This is a genomic window from Endozoicomonas elysicola, from assembly GCF_000710775.1.
Taxonomy (GTDB): domain Bacteria; phylum Pseudomonadota; class Gammaproteobacteria; order Pseudomonadales; family Endozoicomonadaceae; genus Endozoicomonas; species Endozoicomonas elysicola.
In genome coordinates, this window is sequence record NZ_JOJP01000001.1 from 2,888,547 (window position 1) to 2,906,320 (window position 17,774).

The 17,774-nt window shown below is 45.5% G+C and carries 15 protein-coding genes, 2 tRNA genes and 1 riboswitch; of the genes, 7 read left to right on the forward strand and 10 right to left on the reverse strand.

The features are described 5' to 3' along the window. Positions 1-17: 17 nt before the first annotated feature. Positions 18-341, forward strand: a complete 324-nt coding sequence (locus GV64_RS12410) for a cupin domain-containing protein (RefSeq protein ID WP_020583168.1) — start codon at positions 18-20, stop codon at positions 339-341. 8 nt (positions 342-349) lie between these two features. Here the strand turns inward: GV64_RS12410 and xseA are convergent, their stop codons facing one another. Further along, a complete protein-coding gene (xseA, locus tag GV64_RS12415) occupies positions 350-1,711 on the reverse strand; it encodes an exodeoxyribonuclease VII large subunit (RefSeq protein WP_020583169.1) in 1,362 nt (453 codons plus the stop codon). Positions 1,712-1,834: 123 nt separating this feature from the next. Here xseA and guaB point away from each other — a divergent pair, with 123 nt between their 5' ends. From guaB to GV64_RS12440, 5 genes are all read left to right on the forward strand, one after another. Next, the gene (gene guaB, locus GV64_RS12420) at positions 1,835-3,304 is read left to right on the forward strand and encodes an IMP dehydrogenase (RefSeq protein ID WP_020583170.1); all 1,470 of its coding nucleotides are present in this window, start codon (positions 1,835-1,837) and stop codon (positions 3,302-3,304) included. A 123-nt stretch (positions 3,305-3,427) separates the two neighbouring features. Beyond that, on the forward strand, positions 3,428-5,005 hold the full coding sequence (gene guaA / locus GV64_RS12425; protein ID WP_020583171.1) for a glutamine-hydrolyzing GMP synthase: 1,578 nt from the start codon (positions 3,428-3,430) through the stop codon (positions 5,003-5,005). A gap of 145 nt (positions 5,006-5,150) precedes the next feature. Beyond that, a riboswitch (Lysine riboswitch) is annotated at positions 5,151-5,321 on the forward strand. Positions 5,322-5,456: 135 nt separating this feature from the next. Next, positions 5,457-7,049 carry a Na+/H+ antiporter NhaC family protein gene (locus GV64_RS12430; protein ID WP_026258337.1) on the forward strand — a complete coding sequence of 531 codons (1,593 nt, stop codon included), beginning with the start codon at positions 5,457-5,459 and terminating at the stop codon, positions 7,047-7,049. Between the two features lie 72 nt (positions 7,050-7,121). Continuing rightward, complete coding sequence (locus GV64_RS12435; protein ID WP_157237044.1) at positions 7,122-7,550, forward strand: CesT family type III secretion system chaperone; 429 nt, start codon at positions 7,122-7,124, stop codon at positions 7,548-7,550. 56 nt (positions 7,551-7,606) lie between these two features. Further along, positions 7,607-11,011 (forward strand): DUF4135 domain-containing protein, encoded by a 3,405-nt coding sequence (locus GV64_RS12440; RefSeq protein ID WP_020583174.1) that lies wholly within the window; start codon positions 7,607-7,609, stop codon positions 11,009-11,011. Position 11,012: 1 nt separating this feature from the next. Here the strand turns inward: GV64_RS12440 and GV64_RS12445 are convergent, their stop codons facing one another. Genes GV64_RS12445 through sctD form a run of 4 tightly spaced genes read right to left on the reverse strand, consistent with a single transcriptional unit; the run spans position 11,013 to position 13,369 of the window. Next, entirely contained in the window at positions 11,013-11,387 is a 375-nt protein-coding gene (locus GV64_RS12445; protein ID WP_020583175.1) for a tetratricopeptide repeat protein, read from the reverse strand. 29 nt (positions 11,388-11,416) lie between these two features. Beyond that, a complete protein-coding gene (locus GV64_RS12450; RefSeq protein WP_020583176.1) occupies positions 11,417-11,686 on the reverse strand; it encodes an EscF/YscF/HrpA family type III secretion system needle major subunit in 270 nt (89 codons plus the stop codon). A gap of 14 nt (positions 11,687-11,700) precedes the next feature. After that, entirely contained in the window at positions 11,701-11,961 is a 261-nt protein-coding gene (locus GV64_RS12455) for an EscE/YscE/SsaE family type III secretion system needle protein co-chaperone (RefSeq protein ID WP_020583177.1), read from the reverse strand. Further along, complete coding sequence (sctD, locus tag GV64_RS12460; protein WP_020583178.1) at positions 11,936-13,369, reverse strand: type III secretion system inner membrane ring subunit SctD; 1,434 nt, start codon at positions 13,367-13,369, stop codon at positions 11,936-11,938. The genes GV64_RS12455 and sctD overlap by 26 nt, the downstream gene beginning before the upstream one ends. 296 nt (positions 13,370-13,665) lie before the next feature. Here sctD and GV64_RS12465 point away from each other — a divergent pair, with 296 nt between their 5' ends. Beyond that, complete coding sequence (locus tag GV64_RS12465) at positions 13,666-15,366, forward strand: long-chain-fatty-acid--CoA ligase (RefSeq protein ID WP_020583179.1); 1,701 nt, start codon at positions 13,666-13,668, stop codon at positions 15,364-15,366. 27 nt (positions 15,367-15,393) lie between these two features. On the opposite strand, the gene GV64_RS12470 is transcribed toward GV64_RS12465, so the two are convergent. The 5 genes from GV64_RS12470 to GV64_RS12490 all read right to left on the reverse strand — a co-directional run bounded on the left by GV64_RS12470 (position 15,394) and on the right by GV64_RS12490 (position 17,774). Then, positions 15,394-15,807 carry a hypothetical protein gene (locus GV64_RS12470; RefSeq protein ID WP_020583180.1) on the reverse strand — a complete coding sequence of 138 codons (414 nt, stop codon included), beginning with the start codon at positions 15,805-15,807 and terminating at the stop codon, positions 15,394-15,396. 118 nt (positions 15,808-15,925) lie between these two features. Next, a complete protein-coding gene (locus GV64_RS12475) occupies positions 15,926-16,504 on the reverse strand; it encodes a DJ-1 family glyoxalase III (protein ID WP_020583181.1) in 579 nt (192 codons plus the stop codon). A 117-nt stretch (positions 16,505-16,621) separates the two neighbouring features. Then, complete coding sequence (locus tag GV64_RS24250) at positions 16,622-17,521, reverse strand: patatin-like phospholipase family protein (protein WP_020583182.1); 900 nt, start codon at positions 17,519-17,521, stop codon at positions 16,622-16,624. Between the two features lie 36 nt (positions 17,522-17,557). Then, positions 17,558-17,634 (reverse strand) — tRNA-Met (locus GV64_RS12485). A gap of 63 nt (positions 17,635-17,697) precedes the next feature. Then, positions 17,698-17,774 (reverse strand) — tRNA-Met (locus GV64_RS12490).

Genomic DNA, 17,774 nt, shown 5'->3' on the forward strand with positions numbered 1-17,774 from the left:
TACTGAAAGGTTAATTGATGAAAAACAACCTGTTCGAGAATATTCCTTCGAATTTGCCTGAGGAATTGTTTGAAATACTTCAAGGCTCTGGAGGTGTTAAAATCGAACGGATTGTTTCCCGTGGTCATGCTACTCCGGAAGGGGAGTGGTATGACCAGTCCTGGGATGAATGGGTTGTTCTTTTAAAAGGTTTGGCAATACTGGACTTTGATGGGGATAAAGAGTCGGTCTCGCTTAAATCTGGTGACTTTATATTTTTGCCTGCTGGCTTAAGGCATCGAGTAGCCTGGACAGAGCCAGATGTTGATAGCATCTGGCTGGCTATTCATTTTAATTTCTGATTGTTTGGTTAGCTTTTGATTTTTTCGACTTTGCAAGTAGCCTCACCTTCGCAGAAACGTGTAGTAATCAGATCTCCCTTCCGCAGTTGTTGACTGTTTCTGATAATCGATTCTCCAGCCATGGTTATGGAGTAACCTCGTGACAGCGTTGCCAATGGGCTTACTGTATTCAACTCGCCGGAAATTTTTTCCAATTTAAGTTGTCTTTTTTCAAGACTGTTCAGTATGAGCTGAACAAGCTTCTGGCCCATGTGATCATTTCTATTTTTAAGTAGTTCCAACTTGCGCTGTGGGTTTTGTTGGAATACGCGTTCCTGCATGCGATCAATGCGTGAACGGGCTCGTTCCAGCTGTAGCGTGATTGCTTGTTTTAATCGAATTTCCAGGTCATCCAGTCGCTGGCTGCTATCTCTCAATCGATCACCCGGGTGCCTGAGACGTTTTTTCAGGCTCTCAAGTTCTTTCTGGCTTAGTTGCAATTTGTGTCGTGTTAAGGCTGTCAGTTTTCGGCCTAACAGGTGTAACTGGTTCAAGATTGCCTGACGATCAGGGCTGAGAATTTCAGCGGCTGCGGATGGTGTGGCAGCACGGTGGTCAGCGACGAAGTCAGCGATGGTAAAGTCAATTTCATGGCCGACGGCACTGACAGTAGGGATGCTGCAGTCAGCAATAGCCCTGGCTACGACTTCTTCATTAAATGGCCATAAATCTTCCAGAGAGCCCCCTCCCCGGCCAATAATCAGAACGTCAAGCTGATTGGTGGCTTGTGCCATCGTTATTGCTTTAACCAGCTCACTCTTTGCTTGGGCTCCTTGAACAGAGCTGGGGATGATGGTCACGGGAATGGCCGGGAAGCGCCGTTTCAGTACTGTTAAAATATCTCGTATAGCTGCTCCTGTTGGTGAAGTGATGACGCCAATATGTTTTGGATGAGTGGGCAGGGGCTTCTTTTGGGTGATATCAAACAGGCCTTCAGCAGCCAGTTTCATTTTCAGAGCTTCGAAAGCTTTCTGGAGATCACCTGTGCCAGCACTGTCCATATGTTCAACAATAAGTTGATAATCGCCACGACCTTCATAGAGGCTTACCCGCCCCCTGGCAAGTAGAAGCATTCCCTCTGTAGGTATGAATTTCAGACTCTGATTTTTGTTGCGAAACATGGCGCAGCGAATTTGTGACTGCCTATCCTTCAAGGTGAAATACCAGTGTCCTGAGCTCGGGCGAGCCAGTCCGGAGATCTCTCCCTCAACACGGATATTATTGAAACTCATCTCCAGTAATCGCCGTGCTTTGCCATTTAATTCTGTCACTGAGAGGGCTTTGGCAGATAACTCTGAAGGCAGGGCAGGGTGATCAATAAACTGGGGCATGGAGAAACTCAGTAAGAGATTATCGGTTTTTTACTATTTTGCCTGAAGAACAGGTTTAGCTGAAGTAGCAAAACAGGGTATACTTGTCCGAATTTTTTTCCCATAAACTCTTGGTAACAGGCAATGCTGAGAATTGCACAAGATGCTCTCACCTTCGATGATGTACTCCTCCTGCCCGGCTACTCCGAAGTCCTCCCCAAAGATGTCTCCCTGAAAACTCAACTGACCCGTGGTATTGAGCTGAGTATACCGCTCATCTCTGCTGCTATGGATACAGTTACCGAGTCTTCCCTGGCGATAGCAATGGCGCAGGAAGGCGGAATCGGCATTATTCACAAGAATATGACACCTGAGCAGCAGGCCGCTGAAGTTCGTAAGGTTAAAAAACACGAAAGTGGCGTGGTAAAGGACCCGATTACCATCGATGCCAGTGCAACCGTCAGGGATCTTCTGGAGCTCACATCCAGACACAATATCTCTGGTGTTCCCGTGCTCTCTGGTACTGATCTGGTGGGTATCGTTACCAGTCGTGACGTCCGGTTTGTTTCCAATCTGGATAAAGCCGTTTCCGAGATTATGACCCAGAAAGACCGCCTGGTGACCGTTAAGGAAGGTACTGACCCTGAAACGGTTCGTAAGCTCCTGCACAAGCACCGTATTGAGAAAGTCCTTGTGGTTGATGACCAGTTCAACCTCGCTGGGATGATGACGGTTAAGGACATTAAAAAGGCTCAACAGTATCCGAATGCTTCCAAGGACAGTCAGGGGCAGTTAAGAGTGGGTGCTGCCGTCGGTACAGGTGCGGAAACACCGGATCGTGTTGCTGCACTGGTGGCTGCCGGTGTTGATGTCATTATCGTGGATACTGCTCATGGCCATTCCCGTGGTGTGATTGAGCGGGTTAAGTGGGTGAAGGAAAACTTCCCCCAGGTTCAGGTTATTGGTGGCAATATCGCTACTGCGGAAGCGGGTAAAGCGCTGGTAGAAGCTGGTGCTGATGGTGTTAAAGTCGGCATTGGTCCAGGCTCTATCTGTACAACCCGTATCGTGACCGGTATTGGCGTTCCTCAAATCAGCGCTGTGGCCAATGTGGTTGAAGCGTTGAAAGATACCGGTGTCCCGGTTATCGCTGACGGTGGTATTCGTTTCTCCGGTGATCTGGCAAAGGCGATTGTTGCTGGTGCCAGTACTGTCATGCTGGGCAGTATGCTGGCAGGCACTGAAGAAGCGCCTGGTGAAGTGGAGCTCTATCAGGGGCGTAGTTATAAGGCCTACCGTGGTATGGGCTCTCTGGGTGCGATGTCTCAGGTTTCCGGTTCCAGTGATCGCTACTTTCAGAGTGCAGAAGAGGGTGCAGAAAAACTGGTTCCGGAAGGAATTGAAGGTCGTGTTCCCTATAAAGGACCACTTCACGCCATTATTCATCAGATGGTGGGTGGTTTGCGTGCAGCGATGGGGTATACCGGTTCTCCAGATATGGAAACCATGCGTACCCGGCCACAATTTGTTCGTGTGACCAATGCCGGAATGGCGGAATCCCATGTGCATGATGTGACGATTACCAAAGAAGCTCCAAACTATCGTGTTGGCTAAGATCGCTTTTTCTGGTTATTAATGTTGAAACTTACAGCCGGGCAGGTAGCTTCTGACCCGGCTGCTTACTTTCAGTAAGGATCAGTTTCCTTCCCTTGCTGATACAGGACTTAGAGATTAATCATGTCCCAGGATATTCATTCAGATCGCATTCTGATTCTTGATTTTGGTTCTCAGTACACTCAGTTGATTGCTCGCAGAATTCGTGAGATCGGCGTCTATTGTGAACTGCATCCCTATGATATGGATGATGATGCTATTCGGGAGTTCAGCCCGAAAGCGATTATTTTGTCCGGTGGGCCGGAGTCGGTGACCGGTGATAACTCTCCGAGAGCCTCTGACGTTGTTTTTGAACTTGCTGTTCCAGTGCTGGGTATTTGCTATGGCATGCAGACCATGGCAGAACAAATGGGTGGCAAGGTAAGCACTTCCGATTTACGCGAGTTTGGCTATGCCCAGGTTCAGCTCGAAGAAAAGGTTCGCCTCTTTGATGGCATTGAAGATCATGTCTGTGAAGGTGGTCGCCTTAGTCTGGATGTCTGGATGAGCCATGGCGATAAGGTCAGCGCGATACCGGATGGGTTTGTGGTTGCTGCGTCTACCGGCTCCTGCCCTATTGCGGCAATGGCGTGTGAAGAGAAGCAGTATTATGGGGTTCAGTTCCATCCTGAGGTGACCCACACCACCCAGGGGCTGCGCATTCTTGAGCGTTTTGTTGTGGATATTGCTGGCTGTCAGAAGCTCTGGACCGCGGGCAAAATCATCGATGATGCCATTGCCCGTGTTCGAGAGCAGGTAGGCGATCAGAAGGTACTGTTGGGTCTTTCTGGCGGGGTTGATTCCAGTGTTGTTGCGGCACTGCTGCATAAGGCGATTGGTGATCAGCTGGTCTGTGTATTTGTTGATAATGGTCTTCTTCGGCTTCATGAAGGTGATCAGGTAATGGCCATGTTTGCAGAAAACATGGGTGTTCGAGTTATTCGTGCAGATTCTGAAGATCTCTTCCTTGGACGTCTGAAAGGTGTTCAGGATCCGGAAGACAAACGAAAAATTATTGGTAATACCTTTATTGAAGTGTTTGATGAGCATGCCAGTGCACTCGATAATATTGGTTTTCTTGCCCAGGGAACCATCTATCCGGATGTGATTGAGTCCGCTGGTTCTACAACCGGTAAAGCTCATGTGATCAAGTCTCATCACAATGTGGGCGGTCTTCCTGAAGATATGAAGATGGAGCTGGTTGAGCCGCTTCGTGAGCTGTTCAAAGACGAGGTTCGGACAATTGGTCTTGAGCTGGGTTTGCCTTATGACATGGTCTACCGCCATCCTTTCCCCGGACCGGGTCTGGGTGTACGTATTCTGGGTGAAGTGAAGAAAGAGTATGCCAATATTCTGCGTCAGGCTGATGCTATTTTCATTGAAGAGCTACGTAAATCAGGCTGGTATCATAACACCAGTCAGGCTTTTGCCGTTTTCCTGCCAGTAAAGTCGGTGGGTGTGGTAGGTGATGGTCGCCGCTATGAGTATGTCATTGCCTTGAGAGCGGTAGAAACCATTGACTTTATGACGGCACGTTGGGCTCATTTGCCTTATGAACTACTGGAAAAGGTCTCCAATCGTATCATCAATGAAATTGAGCAAGTTTCAAGGGTGACCTATGATGTATCCAGTAAGCCACCGGCGACGATTGAGTGGGAGTGATACGGTTATTACTAAATGTGATAGCTGTTTCCCGTGCTTATGTTAGCTTTGGGTTTTTATATTGAAAATGGTGGTGCATAATGCACCACATTCAGGGGTGGTGTGGCCAAAATGATTTTGCTACATCCCTGCCTGTGATCCTCTTTCCCGAATTAGAGGCGCGCTGTTTATCAGTAAATCGGAATAGGGTGACACCCGCACACCGATTGAAAGGAAATGGCGCCGAAGTGAGTGTGGCAGTCAACCATTCTTACTGGTAGTGCATCGAATAGGTGTACTACTGTCACAGTTTATACTGTGGAGAGCTAACGGGTACCAGAGAGCGCTGAGGTCTATCCTTTATGTGCTTCCTCGATGTACGCTTGCCTCCTGATCTAATGACAAATGGTTCACCCATCCTAATAAACAATGGAATAAACAGGCATGTGTGATCAAAAACGAGATCAGTTTTATGGAATTAACCAGTTTCAGTGATTCGTCATTGTCTTTATTAGCGCCTGCTGTAGCTATTATTCTGGCGGTAATAACGCGAAAAGTGTTGTGGTCTCTTGGTGCCGGTATTATGACCGGTGCCTTGCTTCTTACCGGTTTGAATCCTCTTATAACCATTCGCCGTATTTTTGATGGATTTGTGGGTGTTTTTTGGGATGAAGGTCTCAATTTAAGCAATATCTATATTCTGCTGTTTTTGCTGGTTCTTGGAATAATCACCAGTCTGATTAGTATTTCTGGGGGAGCCAGAGCCTTTGGTGAGTGGGCTCGCCAGCGTGTTAAGACCCGTCAGGGCTCGCAAGTGTTGACCGTTTTCCTCGGTGTTATCATTTTTATTGATGATTATTTCAACAGTCTTGCAGTGGGCAGTATTAGTAAGCCGCTCACCGACCGCCACAAGGTTTCACGAGCCAAACTAGCTTATTTAATTGATTCCACTGCTGCCCCTATCTGCGTTATTACACCGATTTCAAGCTGGGGTGCATATATTATCGCTTTGGTAGGTACCATAATGGCGACCCACGGAATCGGTGAGGATAGTCCGGTCTTCTCATTCGTCAGCATGGTGCCAATGAACCTCTATGCAATTTTTGCACTGGCACTTGTGTTCTGTACGGCTGCAATGGATCTTAATGTTGGCCCTATGGCAAAGCATGAGAATGCAGCACTCTCTGGTAGCCTTTTTGACGCTAATAAGGGTAATCCTCCGGGAGCTCCAGAGCTTGAAGAAGATGAGAATGGCCGTGTGGCCGATCTGATTTCACCGATTCTGGTATTAGTGCTGGCTACACTGACTGCCATGATCTGGACCGGGAGTGCTGCGCTGGCAGCGGATAATCAGGTATTTTCTATCCTTGGAGCGTTTGAGAATACAGATGTTACTTTATCCCTGATCAGTGGTGGGGTCATTGGTCTCCTGTTTGCAGTAATACGACTGCTTAGCCGTAATATCTCCGGAGAAATCTGGAGGAAAGCTGTGGTGGAGGGCAGTAAGTCCATGTTGCCTGCTATCTATATTCTTGTCTTTGCCTGGGTTTTGACAGGCATTATTGGCCAACTGGAGACAGGCAAATATCTAGCGAGCCTGGTTAGCGGTAATATTTCACCCAGCTATCTGCCACTGATTCTGTTTGTGGTTTCGGGGGTAATGGCTTTTGCTACGGGTACCAGTTGGGGAACCTTTGGTATCATGTTGCCGATTGCCGGAGATATGGCAGCAGCGGCGGATATTGCCATGATGTTGCCTATGCTGGCCTCTGTTCTGGCAGGTGCGGTTTTTGGTGATCACTGTTCACCAATTTCTGATACAACTATTCTCTCTTCTACGGGGGCTTCCTGCCATCACATGGATCACGTAAATACCCAGCTTCCCTATGCGTTGAGTATTGCTGCTGTGGCGATGTTTGGTTACCTGGTCATGGGTATCAGCCACTCAATCTCGACAGGATTTGTTGCGTCGCTTGTGGCATTTGTCGGGCTGGTTGTTTTGTTCAGAAGGCTTTCGGAAAAGTCTCGCTCATTGACAGCATCTGCTGAGTATCTGGCCAAGTAATCAAGCTGAGCTATTCTTAACTAGAGGCAGGGAAGCCTTTTCAAACGTATTTTAATCAGGGGCATGGATGCTATGGCTTTTGAGAATCTGATGAATGCTTATGCCGCTCGTCAGCAGATACAGCCGCTCAAATATGAAAATAATAAGTTTATGTTGACGGTTGATGACCGAATTGATGTTTCCTGTTTCCAGGCAAATGGTCGATTCTATGCCTACAGCACGATCACAAAGCTAGCTGAAGATAATAGTAAGCGAGAACAGCTTCTGATGATGCTTCTGGAGAAAAATCTTGCTCTGCTTGCGACTCAGCGTGTTTCACTCTGTATTGATCCTGATGAAAATGCTTTGGCAATTTATATTTCGGCACCACTTAAGAATTTGAGTGTTGGTGGTATCGAAGAATCCATTGCTGCATTGGCTAATAATTATGAGCATTTTCTAAAGTGGGCGGGGCAGAGTGCTCCACCTCCTCCAGCGCCCTCCATGATGCTGATGCCCTAATAGAACCTCCTGCAAGTTCGATATATAAGGTATATCAATGATCAGAGTTATTCGATATGCCATCGAAAAAGCAGCAATCGGTTCGTTCCTCAGTATTTGGTTGCCTGGTTGCCAGCACAGAGGCAGCATATTTCAACGGTCTGCGGCGTGCGAATGATGGTTTTCTAAAGGCGATTATTCGCTACAGCAGATTCAAAGAGATACACATTTTTGCTCCTCAACCGTTGCTACCAGACTTGAAGTCAGGTTGGGAGTATTTCCTTCAGCATTATGGCAGTGATAAATCCATCCATTTTTTACCGGCTCATGAGTTGAGTAAATATTTTTCCAAGATTAAATACGAGGTTTTCCATCAGGGGGATCCCTGGATTGGCCGTCTGACTGCACTTCGGGATGCATACTGTCAGGAGCCATTCCCAGTTACGGGTCGAGCGCATACATTGAGTACTGACTCGAATATGTCGAACACGCGGGATCTTTTACTGTCACCATTGAAGAGTTGTGATGCTATTTTGTGCAGCAGTAAGGCGCAGAAAAAGGTCATGATGCGGCTGTTGTCTGCTGCCAGTTCAAGTATTTCGGATCATATTGGGGTGGCAATACCTTATAAGGGGAGTGTCGTAAAGCTGCCTCTCGGTATTGAGCCAGACGAATGCTTCACCGGGAGTACAGAAGACGCTCGGGAAGGGCTGGATGTTAAGCAAGGTCAATTTGTTATTCTAACCTTGGGTCGAGTGTCTCCTGCGTACAAGATGGATTTAAACCCCGTATTGTTGGTAATGAATGACCTTGTAGAAGGGTATGGATACCGAAATATTAAGTGGGTTGTTGCCGGAGCTGGAGATGCAGCCAGTCCCGCAGTTCAGACTCTACTGAAACAAGCTTATGATTTAAACCTTGAGGGCTGTATTCGCTTTGAGCTGGATATTGATGATGACCGTAAAAATAAATGGTTATCAGCCTGTGATATGGTTCTGACGCTCTCGGACAATATTCAGGAAAGCTTTGGTTTGGTTCCTCTGGAAGCAATGGTTAATGGGAAAGCGGTTGTTCTATCGGACTGGAATGGCTATTCCGAGCTGGTTGAGGATGGTGTCAGTGGCTGTTTGATTGAGACGATGTCTACAGATTTTGACCAGCTGGCTCGCCCCTTGGGATCCTTGCTGACTGATCATGCTCATTTGTTGCAGTCGCAGGGGACCGCTGTCAATTTGAGCCAGTGTTCGGAAAAGATCCATCAGCTTATTCAGAACCCTCAGCTTCTGTTAAGCATTGGGGAGCAAGGAAAGCAGAGAGTATTTCAGTGTTATCAATGGGAGTCCATTGTTGATGAGTACCATCAACTAGTGAATGGGCTTAATAAAGATGCCGCACAGATTTCCAGGTTAAATAATCGACCAGTTGGGATTCCGTACCATCAGATATTTGAGCATTATCCTGCTTATCAATTGGAAGAGAGCAAAAACCTTAAAACGACAGATCGAGGTGTTCGAATGTTGTTAAGGGCTGAGCAGTATTATCACTATGCTGAGATGGAGTCATTTTTAAAGCCAGACTTGATTGATCAAGTCGCACAGCTCTGTCTATCTGGTTGCAAGGTAGCGGATTTAAAAGCCAGATTTCCTCAAGATCCAACACTTCTCTTAAATATTATTTGGATGTGTAAGTACCAGTTATTGGTACATGCCGAAAATCAGCCGTTGAGGCAGCCTTATAATCAAAAAAGATGGTGGCCTGAAGAGAAAAGGTTGCCAGCGGACATTATGCTTCATCTTGATTGTGCTGAACCGCATCGATTCAGACTTCTTGAGCCTTTACTTAGTTGGTTGGACACACAACTGATTGGCTATCATAAGCAGTCAGAAAATTTAGAGCTCAGGTCTAGTCTGCTAACGTTTTTTGTTTCCAAAATGGATGAGCAATTGCTTCAGGCTATTGGCTGGGTTGGTGAGATGAATAACACCCAGCAGTATGCGGATATACTGGACTATGTTTTTGAGCAGGGTGGGTTGTTATTCCTGAGCACAAAATTTCCTTTGTGGTATCGCTTGAATCGCTTAAGGGTTGTTCATGCCCTTAAAGATTTCAAAAAATTATTTTCCCGATTTAACAGGGATCTTAACGACATAAATCAGTTGTTTTCTGATGACTGGCAGAAGCCGGTACAGGGTATTACTCGTCTGGATTTTCCATTAAGTACGTCTTCTTGCATGATTGCAATAATTGGCTGTGATAATGGGGAGAATCTGGTTTATAAAAACAGAGACTTGGGTATTGAACATCAGATTATTGGATTTACTGAAGAAAATAGTAATATCGCAGGTAAGCTTAACCAATGGCTGGAGGGGCAGCCCGGTTTGGCTACCATACGGATATTGCCTGGTTCTTTTGACGGCTCTTATGGCTTTTGCGAGTTTATTGATAACAGTAATCATGAAATATTGGATGATAAACAGGTTGCTGTTTATTACCAGCGTTTGGGCGTTATTGCTGGCCTTTCAATCCTGTTAGGGTTGGGTGATGTGCATAACAGGAATATTGTATCCAGAAACGGCGTACCATTTATTGTCGACGTTAAGGCTGCTTTCTGCCCGAATGTAATTAAAGCGTTCGAGTCTGAATTAAATGACCCTCAAAGGGCGTTCTGTGGAGCTGATAATAGCTTCCAGAGAACATCCCTTCCCAGTGTTTTGGAGTTATTTCACTTTAATAGTTACAAGGAGTGCTTATTTCAGTTGATCAATGGTGAGTTGATCGAGATGCCTCCGGTTGAAGAAAATCTGGTGACCAATAACTGGATCAGGAGTAGTGGCAGCCATTCACTATCAAAGAGTAAACCTTTTCTGTGTGGTCAATATGCCAATGCTTTTGAAAAAGGCCTTGCTTCAGTGTTCAGAGCTGTCGTAGTTCATTGTGATGAGTGGTATTTACTCTTAAAAAATTGCAAAGGGATGTCGGTCTGTCACTTGCAACAATATGACCGACAATTTTTCTGGCGACAGAAAGTGAATTTATGGACATTTCATGGGTTTCAGGAGTTTTCCGAGAATCGTCTAAGAGCCTACTTTAGCAGGGTAATGAACCGGTTGTGCCAAGGAGAAGAAGAAGTTCAGCGCTGGGTCGAGCCTGAGTGGTTTGAACCTGCGGCACATTTGTCGGATGAATTGGTAAGAAGCATGCTTTCCGGCTCTATTTCAGAGTTCAGGCGAGAAATAGGAGGGAGTGAGGTATTTAGTGAGTCGTTCCATCGCGGAAGTTATAGAAAAGTTATATCAGATAACTATTTTTCGGTTGATACGTTAAGCAAGTCTATCTGCCTGGTGCAGGATATGGCTGAAAACCCTCAGAAAATGGAATGTTATCTAACGTTTCTCACAGCAGTAGTGAAACAGTGGCTGCTTGAAAAGGTGGTGCCGGGGAAAAACTTTCCGGAAGCTTTGAAGTATAAGCTTCCGGAATAGATTATTGGCTGTGGATGTTGCTAAGAAGTTCCTTGGCCATTGCAGCGGGCTCGGTCTCTTTTGAGGACAGAAGCGGTTTCAGATAGTCCTCGCTTTCCTTGTTACGACCTTCGAACATTAAGGCTAACCCCAAAAAGGCCTTGATCGAAGGGTCATCTGGATGCTTTGCAAGACCCTCCTTGTGTAACAGGTCAATAGCTTCCTGATGGCGCTTTCGATTCATGAACTCTAGGGCAAAACCAATGGTACTGAGGGGGGTGTCAGGCCTTGCTGCTTCAATGCCATTAAAAATACCAAAGGCATGTTTTGGAAGGCCAGTACCGCTGGCCATAAAGCCAATGTCTGCCAGAACTTTCAATAGTTTATCATCAATCATTGCCCGCTATCTCCATCCATGGATTTCATTTAGAGTTTCTGAATAATACTCTGTATCGTGTCTTTAATAGACTTGACGATACTGGAGCGAAGGCCTTCAACAATCATGTACTTGTTGAACTCAACCTGAAACTCAACCATGTCCTTTGTGCTGTTGGGGTCCATATTGGCAACACGGGTTTTCAGTGCCGCATCAAGAGCTTCCGCCTGGCTACCAAAAGTTTCAGAGACTTTATCAAAACTGAAACTGGTGCTCCCGGGCTGGTTGTAGTTCGGGTTATAGGTATCCTGAAATGCCATGGCTGAGTTCCCTCTCAGGCTTTAGATTGTCCGTGATGCTGTTTCCAGCTCTTATCGACAACCTCCATTGCTGCTACTACGGCAGTCAGAAGGCTATCAATCTTTGAAAAATCCTCTGGAGCAGCGCCTTGGTCTTTTAAGCCTTTAAGGCGTGAAGCTTCAGAAAATAATTGGCTAAGCAGTTGATCCCGATAGCTACCATCTTTATCTTCGATCAGTTGCTCTTCGATTGTTGAAAGATGAATATTTTCATCGTTTTTCGATTTGTCCGTCACGGTTCCCTCCAAGACGGTATTTGATTCTGTCAGTTCCGTTAGTTAATAAAAGATACTCAAGGTTAATATCTTCAATTATATACCCATTAGAAAGTTTTGCTCCTATCAGGTATTTGGAACCATCTATGAGTATCACATAAGGCACACTTCCCATACTGATACCACGGATATTTAAGGATAAAGGTGACTGGCTATCGGTTAAAGTACCTCCTGCATACTTGGTTGCTAGTTCAATGGATGGTTTATTGGCGTATTTTTTCTGAAACTTGGTGACAACTGTCTGCAGGTCATAAACCTGACCTTCATCAAGGAGGTGTCCTTTCAGAATAACGGTCTGATCGCGAACTACGACGTGTATTCTGGGGATTAGCCCCTTTTCGCGCAGCATGGATTTGAGGGTGTTGACTCTGCCAACCTGGTTTTCAACCTGGTCGACGACAGAGATTAACCCATATATCTCCTGCTTGAGCATTGTAATGATATTGTTGAGCTCGTCGGAGGTTGGGACATAGCCAGTTACCACCAGTGATCCGGGTGTATTGTCCAGCTCAAGTTCAAGATTGTCGTAACCGCGATCTCTCAGAAGCATTTCTGCATTATCACGCATCTCATTCATAACAATGATTTGCGAATTAAAAGGAACGTTTTGTTTTCTGAGAAGCTTTTGCAGTTCAAGTTTATCCTGAAGAGTTTGTGTATATCCTGAAACCAGTAATGATTTATCTGGTAATTGTTTGAATTTTATCTCTTTTAGTCCCAGTTTATCTTTGGTTTTTGCAGAGATCTCAAGCACCCCTGGAATGCGTGTGACTTTTTGTACCCGGGTATCCGTATTCGAGATGATCAGGCTTATAATGGCTATAACCAGTACCAAGGCGACAGGAATTGCAGCAAGCCATTTTTTATCAATACTGGCTATAAATGAGGGCTCTTCAAACTCATCCTCATCATCTTCTTCCTCTTCGTCATCAGATATCTTCTGATCAAAGTCTGATGCAGATAGTTCTGGCTCATCTGTTTCGGGAAGTTGTTGTTCTTCCTCGTTGATGGTCAGGTCTTGAGTCGGTGGAGGGTTGACATTCGGCAGTGCCAGAGATGGCCACTCTGCATCAACAGGGCCTATCGCTATGAACAGGTTGTTGGATGTAACAATATCGAAATGGTTGTACTGAATAGCCGAACCAGCGGGTTCTCCATTCAAATATAAAGGAGTATCTGGGGTGCTTGATTGAAGTTTGATTTGGCCATTATCAAAGATCTCGATAATGAGCTCAATATCACTCAGGTTGTCATCGGTTAATACCAAATCACAACCATCATCTTTGCCTAAAGAATACCTGCCTGGCTCGAGGGGGATCTCAGCACCAATGTGATTTCCGGAAAGTATTTTTAGATAAAATTCAGTCATATATAGCCTCCTGCCAGTTTGTGGCAGAAAGTGGTCTGACTGGGTTTGTAAACGGTAATATGGTCAACATCCTGTTGATTCTTTCCGTAGTTATTGCTGGAGTCTCTGGCTACCAGCGAAAATTCAGTTCTAAAAATAGATTAAGGTAAAAAAAATGTCATTGCCAGAGATTACATGATAATTATTCGGCAAATTCGTCACTTATTAGATGCCTATCGATAAAATGTTGGGTAGAATCAATTAAAAAGGCAAAATAGCCCTGATAACAATAACCATAAAATAAGAGGCGCAGTGCTATGGATGCATCATTCTGGAATGGCAAGAGACCTGCAGGTGTTGGTAACACAATCAATCCTGATGAATATTCCAGTGCATTATCTGTGATCAATGCTTTTTTAAATGAGAATAGCTCGCGCCCGGCGTTTACCGGTATTGGCCATACACTTACCTACGCCGAAATTGATACTTATAGCCGACAGTTTGCGGCTTATATTCAGAGAAATACCGATCTGAAACCTGGTGATCGAATTGCTATTCAGATGCCCAATCTTCTGCAATACCCGATAGCCGTGTATGGCGCGTTGAGAGCCGGCTTGGTTATTGTGAATACCAATCCACTTTATACTGCAAGGGAAATGCTACACCAATTCAAGGATTCTGGTGCAAAGGCGCTTGTGTTTCTTGAAAATTTTGGTCATCTCGTTGAAGAGGTGGTTGGTCAGACTGAAATAAAGCACCTCTTTGTCACTCGTCTTGCTGATATGGTGCCAGCGCCAAAGCGACAGGTCGTTAATTTTCTGGTAAAGCATGTTAAGAAAATGGTGCCAAGGTATTCGTTACCCGAGGCTATTCCATTTCTTGATGTTTTGAAGTCTGGAAATGCCTCTGGCTATCGACCTGTTGCTGAAGGAACGCTTTCTGACCCAGTGGTTCTGCAATATACCGGTGGTACTACAGGGGTTGCCAAGGGTGCTATTCTGACCAACAGAAACTTGATTGCCAATATGCTTCAGTCCAAAGAGATGCTGTCTCAAGTGGATGAACAGGGGCAGAGAATATTAAAAACAGGGCAGGAAATTCTTATTGCACCTCTGCCTCTTTACCACATTTATGCCTTTACAGTGCATTTATTGTGTATGCCATTTATGGGTAATCACAATATTTTGATTGCAAACCCGAGGGATACAAATACATTTATCAAATTTATTAAGCCATGGCGTTTTACTGCGTTTATTGGTCTTAATACTTTATTTGCCAGTTTGCTTAATCACCCCCGCTTTAAAGAGTGTGATCTCTCAGGTCTTAAGTTGACTCTGTCTGGTGGCACAGCACTACAGGAATCAGTAGCTCAAAGGTGGCATAAAGAAACGGGATGTATTATTTCAGAAGCCTATGGTCTAACAGAGTGCTCGCCAGCGGTTTGCATGAACCCAGCGGGAGACCTTTCACAACCGGGTACTGCCGGGTTGCCAATACCGTCTACAGAGCTGAAAACGGTTGATGATAGTGGCGTAGAAACGGCTATTGGTGAGCCTGGGGAGTTGTGTGTTCGTGGGCCACAGGTGATGCCCGGATACTGGCAGAGGGAAGAGGCGACAACAGAGGTTTTGGACTCTGATGGCTGGCTGAAAACCGGGGATGTAGCAGTGATTCAGGAGGATGGTTTTGTTCGGATTGTTGATCGCATCAAGGATATGATCCTGGTTTCTGGCTTTAATGTATACCCAAATGAAATTGAAGATGTTGTTTCCGGTCATCCAAAGGTTGCTAATTGCGCGGCTATCGGTATACCTGATGAAAGCTCGGGGGAAAAGGTAAAATTATTTGTAATAAAGGCTGATGACAGCCTTACATCGGATGAGTTGTTAAACTGGTGTCGTGATTATTTGACAGCCTATAAGGTACCAAAAGTCTGTGAGTTTCGTGATGATCTGCCAATGACACCTGTCGGTAAAATTTTACGAAAAGATCTCCGTCAGGCACAAGATGTGGCCTAGTCTTTGAGGGAGCTGGGTGGCAGTCAGTTATGCTGACTGCTGGTCATGGTTTGAAAAGTAGCGGTGTAAAATCTCGGGGTCGTCCTTAAGGGCATTAAATGCCTCTTTTGAGTCTGTTGGGGTAATGCTGGTGCGACTCAGTTTCATTCGGTGTATTCCGGCATCAAACCAGAACCAATGTTTATCTTCAGTAAGGCACAGTGCCCTGACGGAATAACTGGTTGAAGGGATGAATGGTAGTGGCATACCACTGGTGATCTGTTTCCTGACAACGGTAGAATTTTGGCAGGAATAGGTAGTGTTGTGATAAATCCGCTCAAACCGATTGAATTCATGACCAAACATCTTATTGGCCATAAGATCCTGTTTTTGACTTAGGTAATACAGCGCGAAAATGCTAGCCACAATCAGGATAAAGCTTTCCATTTTTTCATACCTCATGGGTTAATGCACCGGGCTTTCCTGCTGCTTCGGAAAACCCTTATATGTATTCTATACGCATTTGTCCATCTATGTTCAATTAACACAGAAGATTGATGAGCAATTTTTGGGGGCTTTGTTATAAAGCCCAGTCAGCGATCATCTGTTTGGCTATCGGCCGAAAAGCGTCTTTTCCATAGAGGGCATCAATTAGTTTGAAAGCAAAACCCATTGCATTACCGGGCCCCTGAGCTGTTATAACACGTTTCTTATCATCAACCACGATGGTGTTGCCTGGGTGAGGCAGGGCACCTTCGAGTTGATCCATAAAGCTGGGATAGCAGGTAGCATGGGTGTTATCCAGTAATCCATGATGTGACAAGACAACGGCGGGGGATGCGCAGATTGCAGCATACCATTTTCCTGCTTTTTGCTGATCATGAAGAAGGCTGATAAGTGGGGCGCAGTCTTTGAGATTCTCTGCCCCTGGCATTCCACCGGGTAGAGCAATTAAATGGAACGGCTTTCCAGTACAGGATTCTATGTGGGTATCTGCTTTAAGCAGTGTTTTTTGTGAGGCGATAATCGAGAGGTTGCCGTCTGGCTGGCAGCTCGCGACAGTTACCTGGGCTCCAGCTCTTCTCAGCGTATCAATAATAGTAACGACTTCAATTTCTTCAGAGCCATCGGCAATGGGGATAAGAACCTGTCTTGGCATGGTAGACCCTCAATGGGAGATAGGGCGATGAGATAAAAGTGAATGGGCTGGCTTCAACCAGCTGAAGTCTTAATCTAGCAGATAGGGGTGATAGGAGAGGTAAATTTGATGGAGCGGTTATAGCTGGCTTTCTGTGGCGGCTAGCTGTTCTGCAAAGGCGTAACCAATGGAGTACCCGTAATGGTAGTCAGAGACTAAATGATTCCGCTGTCTTGTTCCCCGAGATGAGCTGAGATTTTTTTCTGGAGCAATCTGGATCAGCTTTACGCTTCCATCCTGTGCCGGAATGTCTGCAAATTCTGCTGCACGATTATAAATTTTATTCTGATCTTTGATTAACTTTGCTACAGCTGGCATTTGTCGACTTTTCCAGGCATAAATTCGAGAACCTGTTGTCGTTTTTTTTCGGAATTCTACAGGTCTTGTTCTGAGAATAATAATTTGGTTAAAACCGTCGCTAACTGCCTTTTGTATCGGTAAGGGGTCTGAAAGGCTGCCATCCGTCAAGGCCTGACTATTAACCATAACTGGCTTTCTGTAAATCATTGGCAAAGCGCTGCTGGCCTTCAGGATGTCTGAAATGAGGTCGTTCGATGTCGTACGGTCTATTTTGTTATAAACCGCTTTCCCTGTTTTAATGCATGTGCTTACGACTGTGAAGTGCTCACTGGCCAGTTTATTTTTAAAACGGATGAAGTTTAGCGTGTTCTGCTGGCTGATTTTTTGAAAGAACCAGTCCAGATCAAACAGGTTTCCACCTTTTAGATGTCGTAATACGCTTATGAATTCAGGGTTCAGGCAAAGATTGGTGTAAAGCTCCAGGTTCCGACCGCGCTGACCAGCAATGAAGGAGCTAAGGTTTAATGCACCTGAAGAGACGCCGTAGTAACCGGTGAAATCCTTGACTCGTTTGTCAAGAAATGCATCTAACACGCCAGCAGTAAAAACGCCACGCATGCCACCGCCTTCAACAACAAGCGCTCTTTTAACAGGGGAGGAGTTGTTCGAAGACTGCATTATAGAATTGCTTGGGGGATAATTTTGAATGAAAAGTGGTTGCGGGAGCCGGATTCGAACCAACGACCTTCGGGTTATGAGCCCGACGAGCTACCAGACTGCTCCATCCCGCGTCAAAACTGTTCAGCTGATCTTTTAAAAAAGAACATCAACTGCTTTTAAGCGTACTGTAAAAATGGTTGCGGGAGCCGGATTCGAACCAACGACCTTCGGGTTATGAGCCCGACGAGCTACCAGACTGCTCCATCCCGCG

Bases quoted from the DNA above. Each gene is read 5' to 3' on its own strand.
- GV64_RS12410 (WP_020583168.1), top strand. From the start codon at position 18: ATGAAAAACAACCTGTTCGAGAATATTCCTTCGAATTTGCCTGAGGAA.
- xseA (WP_020583169.1), bottom strand. From the start codon at position 1,711: ATGCCCCAGTTTATTGATCACCCTGCCCTGCCTTCAGAGTTATCTGCC.
- guaB (WP_020583170.1), top strand. From the start codon at position 1,835: ATGCTGAGAATTGCACAAGATGCTCTCACCTTCGATGATGTACTCCTC.
- guaA (WP_020583171.1), top strand. From the start codon at position 3,428: ATGTCCCAGGATATTCATTCAGATCGCATTCTGATTCTTGATTTTGGT.
- GV64_RS12430 (WP_026258337.1), top strand. From the start codon at position 5,457: ATGGAATTAACCAGTTTCAGTGATTCGTCATTGTCTTTATTAGCGCCT.
- GV64_RS12435 (WP_157237044.1), top strand. From the start codon at position 7,122: ATGGCTTTTGAGAATCTGATGAATGCTTATGCCGCTCGTCAGCAGATA.
- GV64_RS12440 (WP_020583174.1), top strand. From the start codon at position 7,607: ATGCCATCGAAAAAGCAGCAATCGGTTCGTTCCTCAGTATTTGGTTGC.
- GV64_RS12445 (WP_020583175.1), bottom strand. From the start codon at position 11,387: ATGATTGATGATAAACTATTGAAAGTTCTGGCAGACATTGGCTTTATG.
- GV64_RS12450 (WP_020583176.1), bottom strand. From the start codon at position 11,686: ATGGCATTTCAGGATACCTATAACCCGAACTACAACCAGCCCGGGAGC.
- sctD (WP_020583178.1), bottom strand. From the start codon at position 13,369: ATGACTGAATTTTATCTAAAAATACTTTCCGGAAATCACATTGGTGCT.
- GV64_RS12465 (WP_020583179.1), top strand. From the start codon at position 13,666: ATGGATGCATCATTCTGGAATGGCAAGAGACCTGCAGGTGTTGGTAAC.
- GV64_RS12470 (WP_020583180.1), bottom strand. From the start codon at position 15,807: ATGAGGTATGAAAAAATGGAAAGCTTTATCCTGATTGTGGCTAGCATT.
- GV64_RS12475 (WP_020583181.1), bottom strand. From the start codon at position 16,504: ATGCCAAGACAGGTTCTTATCCCCATTGCCGATGGCTCTGAAGAAATT.
- GV64_RS24250 (WP_020583182.1), bottom strand. From the start codon at position 17,521: ATGCAGTCTTCGAACAACTCCTCCCCTGTTAAAAGAGCGCTTGTTGTT.